Here is a 14566-nt window from a genome sequence, read left to right as displayed (position 1 = left end):
AGTGCTCCTTGCGAGTGGGGAGAACGATAGGGTGGGGAAGGAGTGGCCGAAAGGCTGCTTTTGACGCGGGGTGTTTAGTTTTTCTAAAGGCTTTGTCGTCATGAGAGACTTATGTGTCCGGGGTGAAGGAGGATTACGCGTCTACCCCTTCTATCCACGTAGCTCCAGGCCACTGTCTGTCGACGACCAACTGTCGCGCCACATCGACGATGACCAACCGCGTTGCCAGCGCCGCCGGAGAGAGTTCGTCGTCAGCCAGCGTCGCCAGAAGATTACGCCGGCCCACATGGGGATCGGCAATCCTGATCAGTGAAAGCCCGGACCCGTCTTTCAATGCAGCGGCCGCCCCCGGTTGTATCGTTGCCGCATGACCGGCCCGAACGGCGTTCATCAAAACAGCGAGACCGTCGACTTCCATAATGACATTGGGTGTTAGCCCGACCCGCTCGAACGCGCTCATCAATGCCGAGCGCAATCCATGTTGTGCGCTGGGCATCACCAGCGGCAGGCCGCCAAGGTCGGCTAACTGCACGCTGTCACCAGAAGGCGCTTGAGGCAGGCTGGGCGAGGCAATGACAAACAGCTTTTCATCCAGCAGCGGAGTCACGCTCCAGCGTTTACCCCCTTCGAGCTGGAACAGGATGGCCAGGTCAATTTGCCGTGCGTTGAGCTGCGCCGCCAAGTGGCCGGAAAGCATTTCCACCAAATGCAGTTGTATGTCCGGATAACGCGCACGCATTGCGTTGATCAACGGCAACGCAAGCACCGTCGCGGTAGTCGGTGGTAAGCCGACGCTGACATAACCGCTCATTCGCCCGCGATGGGCGGCCATGATTGCGTTTTCCGCCTGGCGTAGCGTCAATTGGGCATGGTGTAAAAACGCAAGTCCGGCGCTAGTGGGCGTCACGCCGGTAGAGGTTCGATTCAGGAGGCGGGTGCACAGTTCGCTTTCCAGCTTGGAGATTTGCTGACTGAGGGCTGACACACCAACGTCCAGTTCAAGTGCCGCACGCCCCAGGCTGCCAAGCTCGATGATTTTTACGAAATAGCGCAGTTGTCTCAATTCCAATGTGGCTGCTCCCCCGCGAATTTGTTATTCAAATACCTGAACGATTGCCATGCAAGTTACGAAGCCCGAAGAGGCAGCATTGTCGCAGGTTTGGGTTGACCGTTGAGCGCTTGCGCTTTGTCGAGGACTGGTAGCGGTTGACCCGAAGCTGTCATCGAGACTGTGGCCACTGATCCTGTACTTCATACCAGGGCGCCTTGGACGTCACTTCTACATGTTGCTGCTTGTCGGTAGTAAAGGTTGTGTCTAGCGAACCCAGCGCTATAGATATCCAGTCTGCGTATCCACCCCGGCTTTGCGACCAGAACAGCGACGACCCGCACTGGCCGCAGAACTGACGAAGCACTGATTCGCAAGAGCGGTAAGTCGTGATGCACTCCGCGCCCTGGATGATATGCAGGTCAGTTCGCAGCACGCTGCCATAGCTGGCAAACGCTGCCCCATGACTTTTACGGCATTGGTTGCAATGGCAATGTGAAAGCGCTTTGGGGCGTGATTTGATTTCGTACCTGACGGCGCCGCAGAGGCAGCTGCCTTGGAAAGTGCCGGTCATTTTTTGAGGTGGCCAGGTAACTAAACGGGCCAATTCAAACGTTGGCACGAGGAGTGTCGAATGACTGCTCCTGGCCGATTTCCGCCTGTGGGCAGGGGTTGTAAACGACCCATACTGGCCTGTAGCCGGTAGGTATTCACCCAGCGAACAGTTAAGGGATATTTGGAGATAATTATGGCGTAGCATGGCTACATGATGATCAGCTTCCGATTTTATCGGGAATGGCAGTCGGGCCACTGAAAAGGGATAACTTTTGGCTACCACATCACCTGCTCACACTCTGCGTGCACTGTCCGATCTTGATTACTATGACAGCAGGTCGGCTCCGCTCCCGGTTGAAATCACCACTCTTGACGCTTGGAACATCATGACAGCCGAACCGGGACTGTTCATGCGGCTAGCGTTCCGAACCAGGGACGCGATTTCCTCGTTATTCGGCGTGAAGCGGATCGGCGGGTTCTCCGGCGTTAGGCGAGAGACAGTAAACGCTGGCGAACAGCTGGATTTCTTTCTGGTGGAGCATAGTGCCCCCGACATGCTGGTTCTGACCGAACGTGACCGGCACTTGGATGTCATGATTTGCCTTTCGATAACAGATCGTGTGTTCACGATCACATCATCTGTCGTAACGCATAACGTCTTTGGGCGCATCTACATGTTGCCGGTAGGTCTAGCCCATAAGCTGATCGTCAATAGTGATCTCAGGCGACTGAAACGAAAGCTTGAAGGGAAGTAGATTTTGGTTGTTTCAGCTTGATCCCAGTGACCGTTCCTGGCCGATTGTGTTGAAAAAGTCGGATTTTCAGCTCGCCTGAACTCAGACACGACCACCACCGGAGAACCTACTCACCACATTGAGTGGTTTCTCGGCCCTTCGTTGACCTTTGCTGCTCGGTTATTGGGTTGAAATCGGCGAGGTAGTGGCGCAAATCGCTCAATAACGTTACGAAGCCGTAAGTAAACGGTGACTTCTTCAAAATCGTCCTGCCCCACCGAAAACGCATAGTGGGTGTAATCAGGCTGTTTTTCCGCCACGCGACTCTCATCGAGAGACAGACAAAGCCAGAGGTCACCGAGGGAAAGATAAGCTCCCGTCTCCCAGCGGGCAGCCAATCTAAAGCCGGGTAGAGCCACATAAAACTCGATACTGCGAGAGAGATTCACAACCGCCAACGTAAAATGACTCAAGCCAGTCAACATGAGCATCTATCCAGAACCAGTCCACGAGAACGCTTGAGGATAACAATTTCGACTTTTTCAACACAATCGGCCGAGAGCCGTCTCTGGCCACGTGCAGAAACCAGTCAGAAGTGAACGCTTGGCGCTGGTACCTACTGCCAGATTCGACCCAAGACGTCCTGAGGTATCAGACATAAAACCCTAGGCTCACCTCACAGCCGCAGCCGTAAGGTTTCAAACAGCGCGCGGTCTTCCTTTTTGGCCGAGCGCGCATGGCGCCGAATGACCTGCAACAGGCATTCGGTGAAGCAGACTGCCGAATTGCTCAGTGCGCCATTGCGGCGCGTCACGATGCTCAGTTGTCGGGGCTCGAACTGCTCGGTCAGCCCCAGGGATACCACACGCCCCAGAAATGGCGGGGCTGTGCTCACGATGGACGGCCCCCAGGTGCACATGTCGGCCCGCTCGACCATCATCTGCAAAATGGCCAGTGAATGAGCACGCACGATTCGATTCTCATCAATCTGCGCGCCGTGTTTCCAGAACAGTTCCTGCATCAGCCCATCGTGCCCGTCCGGCGCGTAGTTCAGGGTCCAGTTTTCTTCCAGTAACTCGTGGATCGATCGCGCATGCTGTCGTGCGTGACCCTCGCGGACCAGCACCGAGGTCTGGTAATCGARCAAGGTTTCACAGGCGAATTCCTGGCTCGATTGTGTGGGATGGAGTTGGCCAATCGCGAAGTCCATGCTGCCGTCGCGAAGCAGCGGTTGGGCAACGGCCATCAGGCTTTCGAACAGTTCCAGCTTGATGTGTGGCATACGTTCGCGAAAAGCCAGCACGACTTCCGGCAGGAAGGTCAGGGCGACCCATGGGGTGATCCCGACGCAGAGCCGGCCTTGAGCCTTCCCACGCATGTGATCAAGCTCGGTCTGTGCGTGCTCCAGTTGCTTGATCACCAGCCGGGCGTGAGTCAGCAGCACTTTGCCGTATTCGGTGAAGTTCAGACCGCTGGCGGTTCGGGTAAACAGCGGTAGCTGTTGGCTGGTTTCCAACTCGCGCAGCGCTTTGGTCACAGCGGCCTGGGAAATCTCCAGCGAACGCGCGGCCGCGCGGATACTGCCGGTTTCGGCGCTGGCAATCAGCGCCTGTAATTGATGCAGTTTCATCTGCTCACCCTGGTGACAACTTATGGTTGTCATCATAACCAAACTGCGCCTCCCCAGCCCAGCGCCCGTTCCTTAAGATCGACCCCAACAGCGCTTTCGCTTCCGCACAGCCCCTGTCGAAGGAGAACACCCATGAATGCCGGCCTGGTCCTGCCTGGTATTGCCGCGATGCAAGATGAAATGATTGCGATACGTCACAGCATTCACGCGCACCCTGAACTGGGTTTTGAAGAATTCGCCACCAGTGAGCTGGTGGCAGCGTGTTTGACTCAGTGGGGCTTTGAGGTCAGCACCGGGGTGGGCAAGACCGGGGTCGTTGCCACCCTGAAAAATGGCGAGGGTCGGTCCATTGGCTTGCGCGCTGACATGGATGCGTTGCCGATACAGGAAACCTCCGGTTTGCCCTATGCCAGCCGGATCGACGGAGTCATGCATGCCTGCGGTCACGACGGTCATACAGCAGTCCTGCTGGCAGCCGGCCGGTATCTGGCCCAGACACGGGCATTCAACGGCACCGTGCACCTGATTTTCCAACCTGCGGAAGAAGGGCTGGGCGGTGCCAGGAAAATGCTGGAGGAGGGGCTGCTCGAACGGTTTCCGTGTGACGCGATCTTCGCCATGCATAACGTGCCGGGTTATCCCGTCGGGCATTTGGGTTTTTACAGCGGACCGTTCATGGCGTCTGCCGACACGGTTAACATCAAAATCATCGGCAATGGTGGCCATGGCGCGGTGCCGCACAAAGCCGTCGACCCGGTGGTGGTCGGTGCCTCGATCGTGATGGCCCTGCAAAGCATCGTCTCGCGCAACGTTAACCCGCAGGAAATGGCGATTATCACGGTGGGCTCCCTGCATGCCGGGAGCGCTTCGAATGTCATCCCGTCCAGCGCTGACCTCAGCCTGAGCGTACGTGCCCTGACTCCTGAGATTCGCCACTTGCTGGAGGTCAGAATCACTGAATTGGTCAAGGGCCAGGCCGAGAGTTTTGGTGCCCGGGTCCACATCGATTACCAGCATTGCCATCCGGTGTTGATCAACGATCCCGAACAGACAGCATTTGCCCATGAAGTCGCCCGCGACTGGCTGGGAGAGGAACACCTGATCGATGACCTGCGACCGTTCACGGCCAGCGAAGACTTTGCGTTTGTCCTGGAAAAATGCCCCGGCAGCTATCTGGTGATCGGCAACGGCGAGGGCGAAGGCGGGTGCCTGCTGCACAACCCCGGCTATGACTTCAATGACGACTGCCTGCCGGTGGGCGCGAGCTATTGGGTCAAGTTGGTCGAACGTTTTCTGTGTTGAGACGGCGCATTTTCGCCCGTAGTGCCGGTAAAAAATCTGCGGCCTGAAGAGGAATAAAAATGAACAAGATGATTGCAGCCGTTTCCCTGGTGTTCCTGACGGCCTCGAGCCTGGCGGGGGCGGCCGACTGGTCTGGCAAAGTGTTGAGGCTGGGGGTGGACCCGACGTATCCACCGCTGGAATACAAGAACCAGGATGGCACGCTGACCGGCTTCGGGGTCGACATCGCCGAGGCGTTGTGCGCCGAACTGAAAGCCCGATGCGTCTGGGTGGAAAGCAGCTGGGACGGGATGATTCCGGGACTGCTGGCGCGCAAGTTCGATGCGGTGGCGTCTTCGATGACCATCACACCCAAACGCCTGGAGCAGATTGCGTTTACCGACAAGGTATCCAATGCACCGGCACGGTTAGTGGTCAAACGGGGATCGGGATTGCAGCCGACCCTCGAATCGCTCAAGGGCAAGCGCATTGGTGTGGAGCAGGGCTCGACCCAGGAGTCCTATGCCAAAGCGGTTTGGGGTGCCAAAGGCGTGGACGTTCTTTCCTATCAAAATCAGGATCAGGTGTACGCCGACCTGGTCGTGGGGCGACTTGATGCCTCGTTGCAGGGTTCCATTCAAGCCAGTTACGGCTTCTTGAAAACAGCGGCGGGTAAGGACTATGAATTTGCCGGCGCCACTCTGGATGCCCCGGGCTTCTTCGGCGTCGGTGATGGCCTTGGTTTGCGCAAGGGCGATGTCGCGTTGCGTGAAGACTTGAACAAAGCCCTGGCAACCATTCTCGCCAACGGTACTTACGCGCGGATCAACGACAAGTACTTCGATTTTGACGTCTACGGCGCCAAGTAACGCGTCGTCGTCAGCTTGAACAGGGCGCTCGTTCGAGCGCTCTACCCCGGGCGGTTACGGAGCCTGCGCAGCTGATTGTCGATGGTGTTTCAGCACTTCAATTTGTGGAGCCACATGACTGTGCCGGAAAACATCATCGAGTGCCCGATGCGCGCGGCTATCGGTTCAGCAGCGGTGCCAGCAATGCACACATGCCGCGCCAGTGCGAACCTTCCCAGTAAACCCGTTGGCAGGCGTCGCAGCGCAGGAAGTGCGAATAGAGGACGCCAATGCGTGGCGGTACCAGCGGCCGAGCCAGTTCCGGGCTGATCTCGTGCAGCGGCAGGTTGCAATGAAGGCACAGGCTGAATGGCCGCGCGCTACGCGCCAGGTCGAGGCGCTCGTACAATTCGCGCAGCTGCAGCGACGGTTTCAGGGCATGCACGTAACAGCCGTGGCTGATGATCCGCCGCTTGAGCAGTTCGCGGTCACGGGTTAGCACGATGCGTCCTTGCTGCGCAGCGATCTCGGCGATCTCGCCATCCTCGAAACCATTGTCGTAGAGCGTGTCGAAGCCACTCATGCGCAGCAGGCTGGCCAGCCCGCCAAGGTGCGCATCAGCGACGAAGCGCAGCACCCGTAAAGGTTGCGCACGAACCTTGAGCAGCGGGCTGATGTCCAGCGCTTCGAACTTGGGATACACCGCCAGCCGGTCACTGTCGAGGATCACCCGCTCCAGGCCCGCCGACTCGCCGTTGAGCAGCACCAGCTCGACCTCGGTGTGCGGTACTCCGAGCGCCTCGATCATGTGCTTGACCGTCGCCCCTTGCGCGCACTCGCAGGTGAAGGATTGCCGCCGCCGTTCGGCCGGCAGGAAATCGTTGAGCTCCTCATAGAAGCGGAAAGTTGCACTGGTCATGTTGAACAGTATGGCAGGGCTGCGGGATGTGCGAGTCTGGTCCGGACATCATCCCTCTCGCTTGGGAGTGCCAAATCTTTTCTTGTGGGTAAAGTCCAGGTAACGAGCAGCACAGTGACAGCACCGGACAAGGCAATTACAATTTGATTAACATCTAGCGACTTGAGCGATTGAATACCCCATGGAAAGCAAGACTGCGCGCCTCACTGTGCTCATTGATCCCGTCAAGAAAAAAGCGTTCGAGGAACTCTGTGCAGCACAAGACCTGACGCCTTCGCAGGTTGTCCGTCAACTGATTCGTGACTACCTGGACACCCACGGTGCCAGCTATTCGACCAAGAGTAAGCATGCCGCCAGCACCAAGTCATGACCTGACACGGGCGGTAAGCCTCTAGAGGGTCGGCGGACCCTCTGCAATACTGACCGCTTTAGCCAGCGCGGTGTTGAAGTCGGCGTGGTAATGCTCCGTGCCGATTTCTTGCAAGATACCTACCCTATCGAGCTTGTTGAGCACCTTCGTGTTCGCTTCGCAGAGTTTCACCACGATATTGCGCTCGTGCAGTTGCTGAATGACCTCCTCCAGCACCTGCAAGCCAGTGATGTCCATAAACGGTACACGCTTCAAGCGAATAATCAGCAGACGTGGATCGGTATGGGTCTGTGCCAACACACGCTCGAAGGTCTCAGCCGCGCCAAAGAACAATGGCCCTTCAATCGTATAAATCAATGTCCCTGGCGGCAGGCGAGTGTGCCCATTGGCCCTCAGCTCTTCTTCAAGCTCGTGCTCGACGACCTGTTGCACCTCCACAGATGAGGCCATGCGACGCATGAAGTGCAGCATGGCAAGAATGACGCCGATATTCACGGCGATCACCAGGTCGCTGAACACGGTGAGGCTGAAGGTGATGAGCAGGATAGCTACGTCTGCGCGTGGAGCCCGTTGGACCATGCGCTTGAAGTGCTTCAACTCGCTCATGTTGTACGCGACCACGAAAAGAATGGCGGCCAGGGCGCACAGCGGGATGTTTGAGGCCAGAGGTGCCAGAAACAGAATAATAAGCACCAACGTGACCGCGTGCGTAATGCCGGCCAGCGGGCTCGTGCCGCCGTTACGGATATTGGTTGCAGTACGGGCAATGGCTCCGGTCGCTGCGAAACCGCCAAACAATGGCGTGACCAGATTAGCCACTCCCTGACCGATCAGTTCCTGATTGGAGTCGTGCTTGGTGCCCGCCATGCCATCGGCCACCATTGCGGACAGCAGTGATTCGATTGCTCCAAGCATGGCAATAGTGAACGCCGGACCAATCAAATCGATGACACGAGACAGCGTGATTTCAGGCAGGCTTAACGCTGGAAGACCTTGAGGTATGCCACCGAATGCACTGCCAATCGTGGCGACCCCCTCGAAATGAAAGGTTGACTGTATCGCTGTAGCGACTGCCATTGCGATTAGCGGGCCAGGTACCCGTTTGAGTCCGGGAATTCTGGACGCGGTGATGACCAGGAAAAGGCTAATCGCCGCCAGCAGGGTTGTGGCGATATGAAGATCCGGCAGCGCCTGGAGCAGATGCCAGAGCTTTTCATGGAAATGCTCTCCACTGATCGTCGGTAAACCGAAAAAGTCTTTCCACTGTCCGACCCAGATGATCACGCCGATGCCCGCAGTGAATCCGACTATCACCGGGTCAGGGATAAACTTGATGATTGCACCGAGGCGGGCCATCCCCAGCAATAACAACATGGCCCCCGCCATCATCGTGGCGATTTGCAAACCGTCAACACCATGTTTGGCCGTGACTCCCGCCAGAATCACGATGAACGCACCTGTCGGCCCGGCAATCTGCAAGCGGCTTCCCCCAAAGAGCGAAACCAGCAGGCCACCGATGATTGCGGTGTAGATGCCTTGCTCAGGTTTGACGCCAGATGCAATGGCAAACGCCATAGCCAGAGGGAGCGCCACGACCCCGACGATCACGCCAGACACCACATTGCGCAGCCAATGCTCTCGCCCCAACAACCCCGCCTTCCATGCCTCACCTATCGCAATCATGGCTAGCTCCTCAGTGGATGCATGTGCATAATATTAACATACAGTGATAATTGAAATGCCCTTGATCCACCGCTTCGTGCGGCTGGAGATGTTTATCGTGAAAGTTCAGATGGAACTGGGCGGGCATGCACTGCAAATAGAGAATTTTGAGAACGCGCGTAGCGTGGTGACTGACATGAATCGTAAAGCTGTGAAAACCAAACATGCCGAAGGCGTGACCTTCGACACCCATGTGATCGCAAACCCGACCAACCCCAAGGAGTGGATTGTGTTTTTCAAGAAGGACGCGGGGAGAAGTTATTTCCTGGTTGATGACAACGAGGAAGTCGAGTCTTTCGGGCATCTGGATGACCTGATAGCCGAGCTTCGAGACCTGGGTCTCAAGACTGCTGAAATCCACTTTTAACCCTTGGGTCACACTCTACAGGCATGATCATGTCAGTGAGGGGCGAGTAACTACCCACTCAAAGCCAAGCTCCGGGCACCGTTCCTCAAGAACCTCGATTTTGCTTGACTGACTTCCTCAGTGCGTGATGCAGTCAATCACCCAAGGCGCTACGCTCGCAGGCACGCTCCTTCAGGTACTGACAATTAGAGTAATAACAGATTTATTTTCCATGGCCTGAATGCCCGCTTCTGGCCTATTTCTACTTGTCATCCAGGGTAGCAATCGACTGTGTATTCAACTTGTCGAGCTTCTGCTGCGCGTCATGTGTATGAGGGCCGATCGGCCGTTTCCCAAAGAAGGTCGCTCCTCAATGGCATAAGGCACAAACCCAAGCTTGGGGTAGAGCAGCAGCCCTGCCGTGTTTTCGTTGAAGCAGGAAATCTGCACCTCGCGGGCGTCGTAACGCTCGAATGCCAAGCCGGTCATCGTCTCTACGATAAACGTCGCCACTCCTTCGCCCCGAGCGCTCGGCGAGACGATGACATTGCCGATACAGCAAACGCCATTGCGTTGCGCTCGATAGAAATTGGCAAACCCAACGACAGTCCCATTGATCTCCACGACGGTAGAGTCGAAGCGTTGGGAGATCGCGGTAATCAACTGCGTTTCCGTTAGCGGGAAGTGCGCCTTCGGAAACATGAAAAACAACTCTTGAGCGTTCTGAGGAAAGCCGCAGATCACTTTAACGTCGCTAGCCTTCACTGGCCTGTGGTTCAGTTTCATTGCTCGTCTCCAAGCTCCTTGAATCAGTACCTTAGCTGCTAGTTCAGGGGGCTGGAAAGCAATGGCATGTCCGCAACTGGCCGATCACGGCCTGTAATGACTGACCGAAACCCACAACCCATGGCAGACAGTCCGGACACTAGAGTCAGGTGTCGGATTGATGAGCCGCCCAGTGTTTCATCTCTTCTGCAATGAAGTGGTTCACCAGGTCACTGTACATCTTCTCGATTGCATCCGGGCTCAGGCCCTCGGCCTCGGCCCACTCGCGTCGTGTCGCCAACATGGCCTTGAAACGCTCCGGAGCACGCACCGAAGTCGCTGAGGTCTTGTACTTCGAGGCCGCCAGTACATAGTGAAAACGCTTGCCCAACAGCTTGATAACAACCTGATCAAGGGCATCGATTTCGCGGCGGATATCCTCCATGCCTGCACACTCTTCGGGCTGCAACTGATTGATGACGTCCATGTAGTTGACTCCGTTTGCTGAAAGTTCGTGGGCCTTTGGAAGAAGTATCGGCGCGCTGTCTTCCGTGAGCGATACAGCTTGAATACCATAAAATCCGCTGCCTTATCGATTAACGTGGTTTAAAGAGTTCGCCGATCTGCCTTAGCCAAAAAACCACGCAGTGTGGTGAGCAGGTTCTCCGATGGTGGTCGTGCCTGAGTTCAGGCCAGCTGAAAATCCAAGGGGATGCTTTGGCGGCGCAACGCTCAATCGTCGCCAAACATTTGGGGATCCGGGAACGCAATCACAGACGGTCAAAATCCATCAATTTTTCGCCATCCGCTTGACAGCCCACTGACTCATCGACCGCTCAGGACTTCATTTTCACGACTCTGGAGTCCTGCCAGTCTTGCAACAGAGAATCCCAAGGGTTATTTCGCCTCTTCACATCCATGCGCTGATTTCCAAATACTCCTTGCCCACAAAATCGCGCATGGCGAAATTTTGATACTACACGTCGAGTTGGGGGGAGCGACGAAGCGCTGACGACGATTATTGTTTTCGCACAAAAGCAGGAAACAATAATCATGCTGCCGTTGATCAAAAGAATAGACAGTCACGTTCATTTTTATACATCGCAAGACCTGCGCCGAGTGGCCGGTTCGCTGCCCTATGCATTACCTGAGCCGCATCCGCTGACGGCTTATCTGGATACATTGATCGATGCCGGAATTGCTCCGACGCTCCTCAATAATGTCCATTTAAGTATTCTGCCGGATTCAGAAAACGTATTTGCTTCATTTGACGAACTCAAGCATCTCCAGGCGGCCAACCCTCTGCGCTATGGGGACGTCAAACTGGTGGGGACGATCAAGGCAGAACCTGCTTACGCCACACAAGAACGTCTCTCGCACCCGCAGGTGGTTGGCGCCCGGATCGTTTTGCACGATGCACGGCCGGAAACGGTTTCCGATACGCAATTCAGCGATGGGCAGTGGTCGGCGTTCTATGGCCGCTTGTTACCGCGCCAGCATCTGCACATTTACGCGAAAGAAGCCGAGACGAATCTGCGTGTATTGCGCCAGATCCCTCGCGATGTGCGGGTCATCATCGATCACCTGGGCACTTGTCACCGCGAGCGTGACATCACTGAGCCGGCTTACATCGCGCTACTTGCTGAGGCCAGAGAACGAGGCAATGTGTGGTTCAAGGGCCCTGGCTATCGCACTTGCGTCCATCCCGAGGAAACAGCTCGTTTCGTGACGCAAATTGTTTGCGCAGTCGGCGCGGACAAGATTCTCCTGGAAGCAACGGATGCACCTCATGTTGGAACTGACAACAAGGGAGTTCCGTATTCCAACCTCTTCAATCCGGGCAAGGCTTTCAACTTTGTCGATGCCGTTGCACTGCATGTTTCCAATGAAACCCGAATTCCTGTTGGCCAACTTCTGCGAGGAGCATCTGGCCAATTGGTAAGTTGATCTACGCCCACGCTCCCACTTCGAGATAACCAGCAATGACGAACATTACAACAAAAGACATCAACTTCACCGTCAAGTACGGCGATGAAATCCTGAGCCTCAAAGGCACGGTATTTCAGCCAGAACAACTCGACGCTGCGGCGCAAAAACTGCCACCGGTCATCTTCAACTCCGGCTTCACCGGCGGGGTCACGATGTACGGCCAGCTGTTCGGGCGCGCCCTGGCAGCCCTTGGTTATCGCGTCATGACCTACGATGTGGCAGGTTTTTTTTCCAACAAGCACATCCGTAACACCATCGAATCAGGTGACAAGGTCATCACCAACGTCATCCTCGAAGACCAGAAGGATGAAGTGCTCGGTGCCGTTGAATGGGCGCGCGAGAATTTCGGCGAGATGCCGGTGGTCGCGTCGTGGGCGATGGGGTCAGTGGCAAGCCTCGGTGCGGTGGCTGAGCTGGCTGCCGCCGGTGGTGAGCAGATCCGCTTCTGGGTGCCGATGAGCTACACCAACATCCGCAAACTGCAAGCCTTGCGCGCTGATCAGTCCGCGGCTGACGCTGCCATCGGGCAACTCGCGGATGACGCGCCGATCCCTCCGTTCGACACCGGCACTGATGCAACCCGTCTTGGTTATTACCCGCTGGATCCTGAAACCCAGGCCTATGTCGATCAGCAGTTGGGCGGCTACACCGAAGCGGGCGGCGCGGACCGTTGGCCGGGTTGCACCTACGTGACGGCAAAGTCCTACAAGTCCTATGTGGCGTATGACCCGGAGCGGTCCATTGAAGGTGCAAAAGGTTTCCCGCCAGCGCTGATCATCCACGGCGCCGACAACACCTTGCACATGCCGTCGGAGTCTGTGCGTCTGCACCAGAACTATCCGGGCGATGCCGGCCCGCACGCACTGATCATTTCGCACATGCAGCATGGCCAGCAGAATCAGGTCGACAGCCCTGTGTTCAAGTCGATGATCCAGAGCATCGACGAAGCCATCCGCGCGCGCGGCTGATCCGCTCGCCATTTTCCTGCGAGACTTCGGGCGCCGAAGTCTCGCAGCGATCTCCAGTATCGCGGCGTGTATCGCTCACGTCATTCTGATCTGTCGTTGCGCTTTGGCCGGGCGGGTTCGCGGTCTCAACGATCCAATCTGGCTGAATGTGTGCCCAACCCCTAACATGGCGTGTCCAAAGCCACTTCCCCGGTGTGGCCTGAGCTGTTCACTCGAACGGCTGGAACTACCATGAAAGGATCTGGCGATGACAGCCCCCAGTGAATCGGCGACGTCTGTGAACAGCGGCACAACCAAGCGAATCGGGCTGCTCATTCTTCCTCAGTTCTCCATGATGGCCCTGGCGGGAGCCAGCGAGCCTTTGCGCGCGGCCAACCGGCTGTCCGGCAAAACGCTTTATGAATGGACCCTGCTCACGGAGTCGGGCGGACCGGTCAGTTCCAGCAGCGGTATCGAAATCCAGACTGTGCCGGTTGATCAGGCGCCGGAGCTGGATCGCATTTTTGTCCTGGCGAGCCTGGACATCGAACATCAGAAACCACCAAAAATGCTGCGCTTCCTGCAGCGCGCAGCGTTCCGCGGGATTACCGTCGGCGCATTGAGCACCGGTACGTTCATCCTTGCACGCGCCGGCTTGCTGGAAGGCAAGCGCTGCACCTTGCACTGGGAGTCCATTGGCCAGTTTTCGGAAGAATTCCCCTCGATCGAAGTCACCAAGGAGCTTTACGTCAACCATGGCAACCGCTGGACGTGCGCCGGGGGGACGGCGGCCATCGATCTCATGCTGGCACAAATCGCGCTTGATTTCGGTAACCAGCTCGCGGCGAGCATCGCCGAGCAATTTCTGCATGCCAGGATAAGAGCGCCGGAAGAGCATCAGCGGATGTCGATTCAGTGGCGGTTCGGCATTCACGATCGCAGGCTGACAGCCGCCATCGCCTTCATGGAGAACAATCTGGAGAACATCGTCGGCATCGAAGAGATCGCCGACCGTTGCAATCTGTCCCACCGTCAACTCGAACGGCTGTGGCATCAGCACTTCGGGATGACGCCGAAGAAGTTCTATCTGGAGCTCAGGCTGAACGAAGCACGCCGGTTGCTGCGTGAAAGCACCCAGCCCATTGCGTCCATTGCCTATAGCTGTGGGTTTGTCTCAGCGTCACATCTGGGGGCTGCTTACCGTCGTGTCTGGGGATGTACGCCTGGTGAAGAGCGGCGGAAATTTGATGATGCTCACTCCTGATTTCAGTTACTGAGCGCATGGGTCAACAAGCGCCAATCCCCTGAAAAGCCTCTGAACCAATCCTCTCTGTAAAATCCCATAGCTAGCTAATGACTCGCCCCGACAGGCGGTGCGCTCTGGCAAGCCTTGTCATTTGGCGATCCCGCAT

16 protein-coding genes and 1 pseudogene are annotated in these 14566 nt (G+C 56.6%); 9 read left to right on the top strand and 8 right to left on the bottom strand.

What is annotated here, in order from left to right:
• Positions 1-133: 133 nt before the first annotated feature.
• Positions 134-1069 carry a LysR family transcriptional regulator gene (locus tag AC1DRN_RS23770; protein WP_223462607.1) on the bottom strand — a complete coding sequence of 312 codons (936 nt, stop codon included), beginning with the start codon at positions 1067-1069 and terminating at the stop codon, positions 134-136.
• A gap of 151 nt (positions 1070-1220) precedes the next feature.
• Positions 1221-1622, bottom strand: a complete 402-nt coding sequence (locus tag AC1DRN_RS23765) for a GFA family protein (protein WP_223462606.1) — start codon at positions 1620-1622, stop codon at positions 1221-1223.
• 253 nt (positions 1623-1875) lie between these two features.
• On the opposite strand from AC1DRN_RS23765, the gene AC1DRN_RS23760 reads away from it, so the two are divergent.
• Complete coding sequence (locus AC1DRN_RS23760) at positions 1876-2358, top strand: DUF2867 domain-containing protein (protein ID WP_223462605.1); 483 nt, start codon at positions 1876-1878, stop codon at positions 2356-2358.
• A 110-nt stretch (positions 2359-2468) separates the two neighbouring features.
• Here the strand turns inward: AC1DRN_RS23760 and AC1DRN_RS23755 are convergent, their stop codons facing one another.
• Both AC1DRN_RS23755 and AC1DRN_RS23750 read right to left on the bottom strand, forming a co-directional pair.
• Positions 2469-2822, bottom strand: coding sequence for a VOC family protein (locus AC1DRN_RS23755; RefSeq protein WP_411740710.1), 354 nt, complete (start codon positions 2820-2822; stop codon positions 2469-2471).
• A gap of 191 nt (positions 2823-3013) precedes the next feature.
• Positions 3014-3967, bottom strand: coding sequence for a LysR substrate-binding domain-containing protein (locus AC1DRN_RS23750; protein WP_477786816.1), 954 nt, complete (start codon positions 3965-3967; stop codon positions 3014-3016).
• Positions 3968-4099: 132 nt separating this feature from the next.
• Here AC1DRN_RS23750 and AC1DRN_RS23745 point away from each other — a divergent pair, with 132 nt between their 5' ends.
• The 3 genes and pseudogenes from AC1DRN_RS23745 to AC1DRN_RS23735 all read left to right on the top strand — a co-directional run.
• Positions 4100-5269: a M20 aminoacylase family protein gene (locus AC1DRN_RS23745; RefSeq protein WP_223462603.1), complete on the top strand. Its 1170-nt coding sequence runs from the start codon at positions 4100-4102 to the stop codon at positions 5267-5269.
• A gap of 59 nt (positions 5270-5328) precedes the next feature.
• The gene (locus AC1DRN_RS23740; RefSeq protein WP_223462602.1) at positions 5329-6117 is read left to right on the top strand and encodes an ABC transporter substrate-binding protein; all 789 of its coding nucleotides are present in this window, start codon (positions 5329-5331) and stop codon (positions 6115-6117) included.
• A gap of 60 nt (positions 6118-6177) precedes the next feature.
• Positions 6178-6267 (top strand): annotated as a pseudogene (locus AC1DRN_RS23735) (histidine/lysine/arginine/ornithine ABC transporter ATP-binding protein); the annotation flags it as partial.
• 7 nt (positions 6268-6274) lie between these two features.
• Here AC1DRN_RS23735 and AC1DRN_RS23730 read toward each other — a convergent pair.
• Complete coding sequence (locus AC1DRN_RS23730) at positions 6275-7015, bottom strand: Mut7-C ubiquitin/RNAse domain-containing protein (RefSeq protein ID WP_223462601.1); 741 nt, start codon at positions 7013-7015, stop codon at positions 6275-6277.
• Between the two features lie 181 nt (positions 7016-7196).
• Between AC1DRN_RS23730 and AC1DRN_RS23725 the strand changes: the two genes are divergently transcribed.
• Positions 7197-7385: a ribbon-helix-helix protein, CopG family gene (locus tag AC1DRN_RS23725; protein WP_150725560.1), complete on the top strand. Its 189-nt coding sequence runs from the start codon at positions 7197-7199 to the stop codon at positions 7383-7385.
• A 21-nt stretch (positions 7386-7406) separates the two neighbouring features.
• Here the strand turns inward: AC1DRN_RS23725 and AC1DRN_RS23720 are convergent, their stop codons facing one another.
• On the bottom strand, positions 7407-9068 hold the full coding sequence (locus AC1DRN_RS23720) for a SulP family inorganic anion transporter (RefSeq protein ID WP_223462600.1): 1662 nt from the start codon (positions 9066-9068) through the stop codon (positions 7407-7409).
• A 175-nt stretch (positions 9069-9243) separates the two neighbouring features.
• Here AC1DRN_RS23720 and AC1DRN_RS23715 point away from each other — a divergent pair, with 175 nt between their 5' ends.
• Entirely contained in the window at positions 9244-9474 is a 231-nt protein-coding gene (locus AC1DRN_RS23715; RefSeq protein WP_095144475.1) for a hypothetical protein, read from the top strand.
• Between the two features lie 276 nt (positions 9475-9750).
• On the opposite strand, the gene AC1DRN_RS23710 is transcribed toward AC1DRN_RS23715, so the two are convergent.
• Together AC1DRN_RS23710 and AC1DRN_RS23705 are read right to left on the bottom strand one after the other, a co-directional pair.
• On the bottom strand, positions 9751-10239 hold the full coding sequence (locus tag AC1DRN_RS23710) for a GNAT family N-acetyltransferase (protein ID WP_457266248.1): 489 nt from the start codon (positions 10237-10239) through the stop codon (positions 9751-9753).
• A 145-nt stretch (positions 10240-10384) separates the two neighbouring features.
• On the bottom strand, positions 10385-10705 hold the full coding sequence (locus AC1DRN_RS23705) for an isochorismate lyase (RefSeq protein ID WP_108219545.1): 321 nt from the start codon (positions 10703-10705) through the stop codon (positions 10385-10387).
• A 566-nt stretch (positions 10706-11271) separates the two neighbouring features.
• On the opposite strand from AC1DRN_RS23705, the gene AC1DRN_RS23700 reads away from it, so the two are divergent.
• The 3 genes from AC1DRN_RS23700 (at position 11272) to AC1DRN_RS23690 (ending at position 14418) form a co-directional block, all read left to right on the top strand.
• Positions 11272-12165 carry an amidohydrolase family protein gene (locus AC1DRN_RS23700; RefSeq protein ID WP_223462598.1) on the top strand — a complete coding sequence of 298 codons (894 nt, stop codon included), beginning with the start codon at positions 11272-11274 and terminating at the stop codon, positions 12163-12165.
• Positions 12166-12200: 35 nt separating this feature from the next.
• Positions 12201-13175: an alpha/beta fold hydrolase gene (locus tag AC1DRN_RS23695; protein ID WP_223462597.1), complete on the top strand. Its 975-nt coding sequence runs from the start codon at positions 12201-12203 to the stop codon at positions 13173-13175.
• Between the two features lie 247 nt (positions 13176-13422).
• Complete coding sequence (locus tag AC1DRN_RS23690; RefSeq protein ID WP_223462596.1) at positions 13423-14418, top strand: GlxA family transcriptional regulator; 996 nt, start codon at positions 13423-13425, stop codon at positions 14416-14418.
• The last annotated feature ends 148 nt before the right edge of the window (positions 14419-14566 follow it).

The organism is Pseudomonas sp. P5_B3, from assembly GCF_056400405.1.
Note: the sequence above shows the minus strand (reverse complement) of the source record. Positions and strands in the feature narration are given on the sequence as shown.

Excerpts from the sequence above, each read along its gene's own strand:
- AC1DRN_RS23730 (WP_223462601.1), bottom strand. The coding sequence starts at position 7,015 with ATGACCAGTGCAACTTTCCGCTTCTATGAGGAGCTCAACGATTTCCTG.
- AC1DRN_RS23755 (WP_411740710.1), bottom strand. The coding sequence starts at position 2,822 with ATGTTGACTGGCTTGAGTCATTTTACGTTGGCGGTTGTGAATCTCTCT.
- AC1DRN_RS23690 (WP_223462596.1), top strand. The coding sequence starts at position 13,423 with ATGACAGCCCCCAGTGAATCGGCGACGTCTGTGAACAGCGGCACAACC.
- AC1DRN_RS23745 (WP_223462603.1), top strand. The coding sequence starts at position 4,100 with ATGAATGCCGGCCTGGTCCTGCCTGGTATTGCCGCGATGCAAGATGAA.
- AC1DRN_RS23705 (WP_108219545.1), bottom strand. The coding sequence starts at position 10,705 with ATGGACGTCATCAATCAGTTGCAGCCCGAAGAGTGTGCAGGCATGGAG.
- AC1DRN_RS23710 (WP_457266248.1), bottom strand. The coding sequence starts at position 10,239 with ATGAAACTGAACCACAGGCCAGTGAAGGCTAGCGACGTTAAAGTGATC.
- AC1DRN_RS23740 (WP_223462602.1), top strand. The coding sequence starts at position 5,329 with ATGAACAAGATGATTGCAGCCGTTTCCCTGGTGTTCCTGACGGCCTCG.
- AC1DRN_RS23700 (WP_223462598.1), top strand. The coding sequence starts at position 11,272 with ATGCTGCCGTTGATCAAAAGAATAGACAGTCACGTTCATTTTTATACA.
- AC1DRN_RS23765 (WP_223462606.1), bottom strand. The coding sequence starts at position 1,622 with ATGACCGGCACTTTCCAAGGCAGCTGCCTCTGCGGCGCCGTCAGGTAC.
- AC1DRN_RS23720 (WP_223462600.1), bottom strand. The coding sequence starts at position 9,068 with ATGATTGCGATAGGTGAGGCATGGAAGGCGGGGTTGTTGGGGCGAGAG.
- AC1DRN_RS23715 (WP_095144475.1), top strand. The coding sequence starts at position 9,244 with ATGAATCGTAAAGCTGTGAAAACCAAACATGCCGAAGGCGTGACCTTC.
- AC1DRN_RS23695 (WP_223462597.1), top strand. The coding sequence starts at position 12,201 with ATGACGAACATTACAACAAAAGACATCAACTTCACCGTCAAGTACGGC.
- AC1DRN_RS23725 (WP_150725560.1), top strand. The coding sequence starts at position 7,197 with ATGGAAAGCAAGACTGCGCGCCTCACTGTGCTCATTGATCCCGTCAAG.